We start from the raw sequence: 8,440 nt of genomic DNA, 5'->3' as shown, positions 1-8,440 counted from the left end.
TGTAATCTGCTTGTACAATACCTTTCACAACAACTTCGTTCTGCGAGGCATTAAAGGCGTCAATCGTCTTCTTCATGTTATCTCCCAGGTTACCACCCAGACCATACCAGAACTCAATCTCCACTGGACTACTTGGCGCAGAACCAGATCCATTGGCTGCAGTTGCGTCTGAACCCGTGCCTGTGCCGCTATCCGCTGTGGAACCACAAGCTGTGATCAGGGCGAAACTTGCGGCCAGTACCAGTGACATGCCGCCTCTCCACCTGAGCTTTAATTTGTTCCGCCATTTCATACTCGCTTGACTCAATTTCATTTTGATTCCTCCTATATAAAGTATGTTGTAAAAATTAGTTTTTGTTTACACCTGCAGTAATGTTCACACTCTGCATAATCGTCTTCTGCGTAAACAGGAAGAGAATGAGCAGCGGTGCGATGGTAAATGCACTGGCGGCCATAATCTGCGGCCATGCCAGACCGTAGGCTCCACCTTCCACGAAAAAGCTGCGCAGACCTGCGGATACCAATTGCAAATTCGGGTCTTTGGTAATGAGCATCGGCCAGAAATAGTTGTTGTACTGGTCGATGAATGTAATCAATACCATCACGGCAAATGACGAACGAACCAGCGGTGTCATAATGGTCCACAGAATGCGGAAATGCGACGCTCCATCCAATTGTCCGGCTTCCACCAGTTCGTGAGACACCTGCATGAATGCCTGACGGATCAGGAAGATGGAGAACACACTGACACAGTTGGACACGATCAGTCCGGTATAGGAATCCAGTAATTTAAGCTCACTGAGCACCAAATAACTGGGCAGATAAACGGCGGTACTCGGAATCATATAGCCTACCAGGATCAATCCGGTGAGCACCCCTTTCATACGAAAACGCATATGGGTGAGTGCATAGGCCATCATGCTGGAGTTGATCACCTGAATCAGACAAATCGCTGCCGCTACCCCTGTACTGTTCAAAATGTAGCGGAAGAATGGCGCAGACTGCCACGCATCCACATAGTTGCTCCAGCGGAACGTTTCAGGCCAGAAGGTTGGCGGAAACTGCCAGATCTCGTCATTGGTCTTGAAACCGCTGATAACCATCCAGTAGAACGGAAATGCCATCGTCAGACTGATCAGGGCAAGCAGCAGATATCGGATGGCAGTAGCGAATCCTTTTCCTCCACCAGGGATCTTCCGTTTCTGTGCTTTTTCACGGCTATTATCTTTTCTGGTTTGTTTGCTTAAAGCGGTCATGTTCATCAGTAGTGCACCAGGCGTCGGCCAAGCAGGAAGGATACCCCTGACAGCAGAACGCAGATCAGAATAATAACAACGGCGATGGAAGATGCCTCGCCCACATTAAAGGATTCAAATGCAGACTGGTAATACATATAGAGCAGCGTCCTTGTTGATCCAGCCGGTCCCCCTTGGGTCATCACGTTGATCTGGTCATAGGCCTGAAGCGACTGAATCGTCAGGATAATCGACAGGAAGAACGTGGTTGGTGAGATCAACGGCAGCGTAATACTACGGAACTTGTCCCAGCTGCCTGCACCGTCAATGGATGCTGCTTCAAGCAAATCGGATGGCAGATTACGCAATGCGACCAGGTAGAATACCATGGACCAGCCAATCGATTTCCACAGCGTGACGATGAGAACAGCTACCAGTGCCCAGTTTGCATCTCTCAGCCAGCCAATCGGGGAGACACCGACCCAACCAAGCAACAGGTTGGCCAGTCCCACTTCGGGCTCGAAAATCCAGGACCACGCAATGGAAACCGCTACAGTCGGGGTCACCCAAGGGGAGAATAGCAACGTTCGAAACAAACCAGACGATTTAATCTTGCTGTTCATAAGCATCGCCAGAGCCAATCCCCCAACAATGGTGGGTACGACACTTCCAAGACCGAACAACAAGGTAACTTTCAATGAACGATAAAATTCCGAGTTGGTAAGAAGATAGCTGTAGTTGTCCAAACCAACAAATAATTTGTCAGGACTCATGAAGTCCCAATCCGTAAAACTTAGATATACAATGTATCCCAAGGGCCCCAGCCAGAAAATGAGTAATGGGATAAGGGCAGGCAGAGTGAACAGAACTGCTTCTGTCTCCCTCCATAGTTTCACACGCAATTCGCACACTCCTCATTGTTCAAATTTTATTTTACGATGATGCATAATCCCCTTAAATCTATTTGTTTTTCACTTCCGTACAAAAATGATTGTATAATACATTTGAAAAAACTAATTCCGGGTTATGTTAAAATAACGGGATGTCATGTAAAATATGAAATGAAAACAGGGAGTCCCATCCATATACTAGAGGTGAGATTGTGGGAAAAGAAGCTGCCGAGGACCAAAATCATTCTTCGTTGTCCTATCGGCCGGAGCTGAGGGAGAAAGTGATCGATGCGATTGCCAATACGATGGATCTATACGGAGTCAATCATTCATTTGGCCAACTGTATGGCATTATGTATTTCGAGGATCAACCCATGACGCTGGAAGAGATGAAAACGTCCATGAACATGAGCAAGAGTAATATGAGTTACGCTGTACGTTCTCTTACCGAATCTCAGATGATTTATAAATTGGAGGAAAAGCGGGAACGCCAGGATCTGTATTTGGCAGAAACCAACTTTTTCACTACGTTTCAGAACTTCTTCGGGGCTAAGCTCCAACGGGAGATTGATGTGATGCAAGAAAGCCTTCGGGAGGTCATTCCGGAGTTATCGGAGATTATTCTTGCCAGAACAACTCCGCCGGAAGAGAGGGAGGAAGCTTTGCGGGATCTGCATAAGCTTCAGCATGCCGAGCAGTATTATCAGTGGTTGCAGGGATTTGTAGACCAACTGCGGGATGGTGTTTTTTACAAAGACGCCCCACATGAAAGTGATTGAAGCAGCGTTTGCGGGGGCTGTAGAGGGATTTTCACTTTAACACTTATATTCTTATGTTCAGCTCGCTAAGGAATCATATACGCCTTATTATGAATAGCATTCACTGCGTTCGTTAAACTAAAAAAGTCAGCTCAGCGAGCAATGGTAGTTGCAGGACTTGTGGTGGCTTTAGAGATCAAAAAGGGGACCCCCGCCATATTTCCATGGTTAGGGCTCCCCTTTGTTGTTATAGATATTGTTATCTTATTTCTGTGCCGCAGCCTCAATGTCTGCATAAGCCCAGTGTGTTGTAGGTACGTCTGTAAAAGATGGCGTAGTTACGCCTGTTAATGGAGCGCGTTTAAACAATATGTTCAGTACTTTCACGGCTTCAGCACGAGTTAGTTTGCTGTCCGGTTTAAACGTACCATCGTTGTATCCAGTCATCAGACCAGCGGATTGCACGTAAGCAATTGCATCGGAAGCCCATTGATCTATGGATACATCAGTGAAGGAAACTTCAGTTCCGTTTGCTACTGTAGTATTGGATTGCTGCTGCATCCAGCGGTAGGCAATGGTCGCCATCTGTGCACGGGTGACTGAACCTTCCGGTGCAAATTGAGTAGCGCTCATACCATTCATGATGCCTGCGGATTGAGCCTTTTGAATATCACTTGTTGCCCAATGGGTTGCAGATACATCGGTGTAGTTTACAGAGTTCGTAGATGCGGTTCCCGCTTCATCCACCAGATTACGAGCCAGCATCGCTGCCATTTGCGCACGGGTTACGAATGTATCCGGGCGGAAATCAGCACCGAAGCCGTTGATATAAGGGTTGTGTGAGCTTTGCGATGCTTTCAGTCCATCCACTACGACGAGCGTGAACGTGCTGAATTTGTTGACTGTGAATTCAATGCCTTCTTTACCATCGCTAAGCATCACGAGTTTACCTTGAATCAACTCTTTTGTGCCGTCACTGTGTTCAATGTACACAGCCAGGTTATCCAATGCTTGCTGACGAGCAGCAGGATCGGTTGGAAGGCTGTCACGCAGCGGCAATGTCAGTGTGACCTCATGGCTTTGCATATTTGTTTCGATTTCAACTGGACGAGCCAGTACTTTTACGTTGGTATTTGGAGCGATTTGTTGGATCAACTGCTCTTTCTTCGCACGCTCTTCCAGTTCCTTGCGCTCCGACTCCTGCTTCATCGGTACGATGCGGAAGTACAAGTCTTGGTCGAATCCGGCAATCGACTTCGTTGGAACCGAGATGATTGCGTTCTCTGTGGAAATTTCAAGACTAAGCTCACCATCATTCAGCTGTTTTACCGCTGCTTTTGGCAGTTCAATGCGTGTCTCGGACACGGCATCTTTCACATCAGGGATGATAATACGTGCCGTATTCAGACCCAGTTGTTTTGCTTTTTCCACCGATTCCTTGGCTATTGCCTCAGACATCTTCACCAGATCTTTAATCGTACCATTCGCCTCGGTTGTACGTGTAATCGGCGTTTTGGTCAGGTTTGTTCCGTTAACCCCGTTCACGTCCACGACGATTTGTTCCTGCTTGGTTGTTGGTGTAGTCGTTACAGGTGTAGTCACTGACGATCCACCACCTGTGCTTCCACCCGGGTTAGGTGTTGAACCATTTCCGTTGTTGCTATCACCATTTGCCGTGAAGACAATCTTCACCGCACGTCCCGGCAATAAGTCACTGATGGCTTTGTAACGAACCCATACCGTTTTGTCGCCACTGAAATCAAGACGCTGAATGGTGGCAACATCAAGCCAGTTCAGTTTACCATTAAAGGAAATCTCCATCGTGTCATCCAAGCCAATTATTGTGTTGTTTATATCATTTCCCGTTACATTAGGGGCCGTAAAGAATTGGTCGAATACATATTGTAGATTCCCAACATCCTCATAGCCGTCTTGTTCATTAAGCACCCATTCTGCAAGCTCTTTTTTGCCTTCAGTGCTGAGTTCAGCTCTCTTGGATAAATCAAGGGCACCTGTACGTCTAAATTTATAGTTATTGAAGAATGCTTCACCTGCAATCCATTCGTTCATAGCATTATCAAGCCATTGATCCATTAGTGGAATAGAAGTAGCATTCTCAAAGGAATCCAAAGGCATAGAAAAGAGATTCAGCACAATGTCCGGATTAACAATATCCCCTTTAAATTCTCCTTCCAACCGTTCAAAAGCAACTAGATGCAAGTATTTATAAGCCAAAACACCTTTATCTACTTTGCTACGGTCCAAATGTTGTTGCCCAATGCTACGTAGCAAATATGTCTGTTGGTCATTAAAATATTCCGGTCCATCCACCAATTGCTGTGCAAACAAATCCAGCTTGTTCTTAAGAGCACTGAGTTCCCTCTGCCCCCAAATGGATTGCGCCAAATCTGCTAGTTCAATCATATATTGAACCTGTTCTTTATTTCTATAATCATTCTTCACATAATCAATCAGAAATCCAGCAATGAATGTTCTCTCTTGCAATGATAAAGCACCGTACCCATTAGGAAGAGTAATGCCTAGATCAGGATCTTCCATAGCCAAAATCATAGCATTAATATTGCTGTTGCTCTTTGCAGCATTTACAGCAGCCAACGCATCAGTTTCATTACCAGGGAAAAATTGGTTAAACGCAGTCTGGATCGCTTTAAAACTTGCATATCCATTAACCGGTCTTTCACTAAGCATATGATCTGCCAATTGCTCCTGCTCATCTGACGTCAGGTTATCCATTTTGCTTATATCCAGAGGCAAGCTCTCCATCGGGTTTTCCGGGTTAGCCGTATTGTATGACTCGATATCCCTCTGAAGCTCAAGCAACTTCTGCAACGATGACAACATTTCTTCTGCCGTCTCCGCCTTATTATTGATTAAAGGTGTGTCCATTACTGCTGTATCCATATAAGACAGAACACGTGAAATAGAAGGGCTTCTTTTTAGTTTAAACTCAAATAAATAAGCCGTCATTCGTTTTTCAATTGCTGATGATCTAAGATACAAATCAACCAATTGATATAATTGACTTCCAGCGGCAGGATACTCAAAAAACGGCACTCGTTCTGCTTGCTTCGCATATAGGTCATCAAGCGCAGCTAATGCATTCTGTCCTCCGATTTGGCGAGTCACTTCAAGGGCTTTAAGAGCTAATTGAACCAAAAACTGAACTTGCTCCTTGCTCTCGTATCCATCGTTAGTCGGTGGATCAATACTCAGCAAATAAACTGCGATATCCGACTGATCGTCTTCAGACAAGGATTTGAAATCTGGCTCGGCTATGAATTGCTCATGACGAAGCAACTCAATCACTGCTGGTATGAAATTGGCATTCTCACGATCATTTCTTTTTTTAATATCGTTGAACTGATCCAGCTCACTCAGCTGTACTGTAAATTCAATAGATTGCATTTGATACGCAGTTTCCAAGTATTTATCTTTAACCACTACATTGAAATAGTACATATCGCCTTCGATAAGATCTGTAATTATTTTCGAAAATGTACCATCTGTAGATTCTGAGCCTTTAATCGGATCACCGTAGGGATGACCTGATGTTCCGCTGATTTGTTGCATGTCTGCAAGATCAGGAGCATTGGATATGTATACCTGGTAATTTACATCAGGTGGTGTAGAAGATTCCGATTGTGCGTCTTTCCACTGTAGTTCAATTGATTTCTCGTCCACATACTTTATCGTTAATAGACCACTATTTCCTGGTACTGGATACGACGCCCCTGCATTTACCTTTCCTGCTGGTGCCGCCAACCAAGGAGCCAACAACACCAAAATGAGCAACGTGCTAATTATTTTCCTGTATTGCATATATTCTTTCCTCCCTCATCTCGCTTCTCAAAATATAGGCCTATTGTATTACGCAACTCTGAACGGATTCTGAACAATCGCTCTATAAAATGGAAAAAGACCCTTCCTGTAGGTGAAAAACAGGCCGGATCTCAAATATTTTTCGTCATTATTCATCATATTTATTGCTTCGGGTAATTATGGAGACCTACATTGCACAAAATTTAAGATAAGTTTCACGTTCCCAGCAACCCTTCACCGCTCCTTGCCACAACAACAGGTAGACGCATCAAATCATCGTGTATCCGCCATCCACAAACAACGTGCTGCCTGTCGTGAACGTGTTCGTCATCAGATACGTGACCGTATGCGCAATTTCCTCATTGTAACCAACACGCTTCAAAAGTGAGAGTTTCTCATAGTCTTTAAAATGTTCGCCGCGAGGTGTACCCTCCTGCCCTTCTCGCCAGATGGTTCCGGGTGATACGACATTCACGCGAACAGGTGCCAGCTCCACCGCAAGTGCTTTGCCCAGACTTTCGATTGCACCGTTACACGCAGCGTAGGAAGCACCACCATTCAGCGGGCGCTGGCTGAATCCGCCAGACATCAGCGTGATCGAACCCGAATCCGATAGATAAGGAGCAGCATACTTGGCAGCAAAGTACTGAGGCCAGAACTTGCCCTTGAAGCAGCTTTCGGCCGTCTCCCGATCTGAAGTTAACGGACCACGGGTATATGCAGCTCCAGGCGTGAACAGATGATCGAATTCGCCAACCTGATTGAAAAATTGTTCAATTTGCTGTTCATCCTGATTGTCCAACACATGGACTTCGACGGACACCGCTCTAGTCTTGCCTTTGCCTGCAACATGAGCAATCTCTTCCCTCGCTTCCTCTAGCCTGATCTCCGATCGCCCAGCGATAACCACATGTGCACCTGCCTCCGCAGCCTGTACGGCTGTTGCAAGTCCAATCCCTGAGCTTCCTCCTATGATCACGACACGTTGATTCTCTAATGTAAATGGACTCATTCTGCATCTTCCCCTCGTATCGCCAGAACTTTCGTTGTACCAGCGTTTTGTTCATTATTATTGAAATGAACGGTGCTGAACAGTACGCAATTGGATCGTACCAGGTACGAAAATTCGTACTAATGGACCCTGACGATAGGGTTACCCCTGCCCTGTCCAAATAGAAGAAATAAGCGGAAAGCGAGAAAATCAGGTATGATGGAATTACATATAGTTGTATAAATCGAGGTGAATACTATGGATTTACAGGAGCCACGGTTACAAGGGGTACTGGTTACGCTTGAAGCCATTAACGGGAAATGGAAACCGCTCATCCTGTTTATTTTATTGAAAGAAGGCACAAAGCGTTTTGGTGAGTTAAGACGCATGATTCCCGATGTAGCGCAAGGCACGTTAACGAAACAACTGCGCGAGCTGGAACAGGATCAGATTATTGTGCGCACGCTCTATGGCGATGTTCCACCGAAGGTGGAATACAGCCTGTCCGAACACGGGAAGACCATTAGTACGCTGTTGGATGGCATGTGTGGCTGGGGCAAGGCGCATCTGGAATACTTGAACGGAACCAAGCAGATGAATATGGTGGAGAAATTAGCTGGGGAACTGCATAACTAAGCGAAAGCATATGAAAACATACGGCAGCCCCTTCTCCCTTTAGGATACAAACTTGTTTAAGACAAGCACGTCAGCTATACTTTCGTTCAG

General features: G+C 45.6%; 6 protein-coding genes and 1 pseudogene. 2 read left to right on the top strand and 5 right to left on the bottom strand.

What is annotated here, in order from left to right:
• From AMS66_RS34015 to AMS66_RS20375, 3 genes and pseudogenes are all read right to left on the bottom strand, one after another.
• A pseudogene (locus AMS66_RS34015) lies at positions 1–313 on the bottom strand (ABC transporter substrate-binding protein); the annotation flags it as partial.
• A 34-nt stretch (positions 314–347) separates the two neighbouring features.
• Entirely contained in the window at positions 348–1,256 is a 909-nt protein-coding gene (locus AMS66_RS20380; protein ID WP_236703542.1) for a carbohydrate ABC transporter permease, read from the bottom strand.
• A gap of 5 nt (positions 1,257–1,261) precedes the next feature.
• Complete coding sequence (locus tag AMS66_RS20375) at positions 1,262–2,137, bottom strand: carbohydrate ABC transporter permease (protein ID WP_053782533.1); 876 nt, start codon at positions 2,135–2,137, stop codon at positions 1,262–1,264.
• Positions 2,138–2,337: 200 nt separating this feature from the next.
• On the opposite strand from AMS66_RS20375, the gene AMS66_RS20370 reads away from it, so the two are divergent.
• The gene (locus AMS66_RS20370) at positions 2,338–2,904 is read left to right on the top strand and encodes a GbsR/MarR family transcriptional regulator (RefSeq protein ID WP_053782532.1); all 567 of its coding nucleotides are present in this window, start codon (positions 2,338–2,340) and stop codon (positions 2,902–2,904) included.
• A 243-nt stretch (positions 2,905–3,147) separates the two neighbouring features.
• Here AMS66_RS20370 and AMS66_RS20365 read toward each other — a convergent pair whose 3' ends face one another.
• Positions 3,148–6,723 carry an S-layer homology domain-containing protein gene (locus AMS66_RS20365; RefSeq protein ID WP_053782531.1) on the bottom strand — a complete coding sequence of 1,192 codons (3,576 nt, stop codon included), beginning with the start codon at positions 6,721–6,723 and terminating at the stop codon, positions 3,148–3,150.
• A 268-nt stretch (positions 6,724–6,991) separates the two neighbouring features.
• Entirely contained in the window at positions 6,992–7,735 is a 744-nt protein-coding gene (locus AMS66_RS20360; protein WP_053782530.1) for an SDR family oxidoreductase, read from the bottom strand.
• A 237-nt stretch (positions 7,736–7,972) separates the two neighbouring features.
• Here AMS66_RS20360 and AMS66_RS20355 point away from each other — a divergent pair, with 237 nt between their 5' ends.
• Positions 7,973–8,350 carry a winged helix-turn-helix transcriptional regulator gene (locus AMS66_RS20355; RefSeq protein WP_053782529.1) on the top strand — a complete coding sequence of 126 codons (378 nt, stop codon included), beginning with the start codon at positions 7,973–7,975 and terminating at the stop codon, positions 8,348–8,350.
• The last annotated feature ends 90 nt before the right edge of the window (positions 8,351–8,440 follow it).

The sequence above is a fragment of the Paenibacillus xylanivorans genome (genome assembly GCF_001280595.1).
Taxonomy (GTDB): domain Bacteria; phylum Bacillota; class Bacilli; order Paenibacillales; family Paenibacillaceae; genus Paenibacillus; species Paenibacillus xylanivorans.
This window is presented reverse-complemented; position numbering and strand designations above follow the sequence as displayed.

Coding starts and splice junctions, on each gene's coding strand:
- AMS66_RS20355 (WP_053782529.1), top strand. CDS start 7,973: ATGGATTTACAGGAGCCACGGTTACAAGGGGTACTGGTTACGCTTGAA.
- AMS66_RS20365 (WP_053782531.1), bottom strand. CDS start 6,723: ATGCAATACAGGAAAATAATTAGCACGTTGCTCATTTTGGTGTTGTTG.
- AMS66_RS20380 (WP_236703542.1), bottom strand. CDS start 1,256: ATGACCGCTTTAAGCAAACAAACCAGAAAAGATAATAGCCGTGAAAAA.
- AMS66_RS20360 (WP_053782530.1), bottom strand. CDS start 7,735: ATGAGTCCATTTACATTAGAGAATCAACGTGTCGTGATCATAGGAGGA.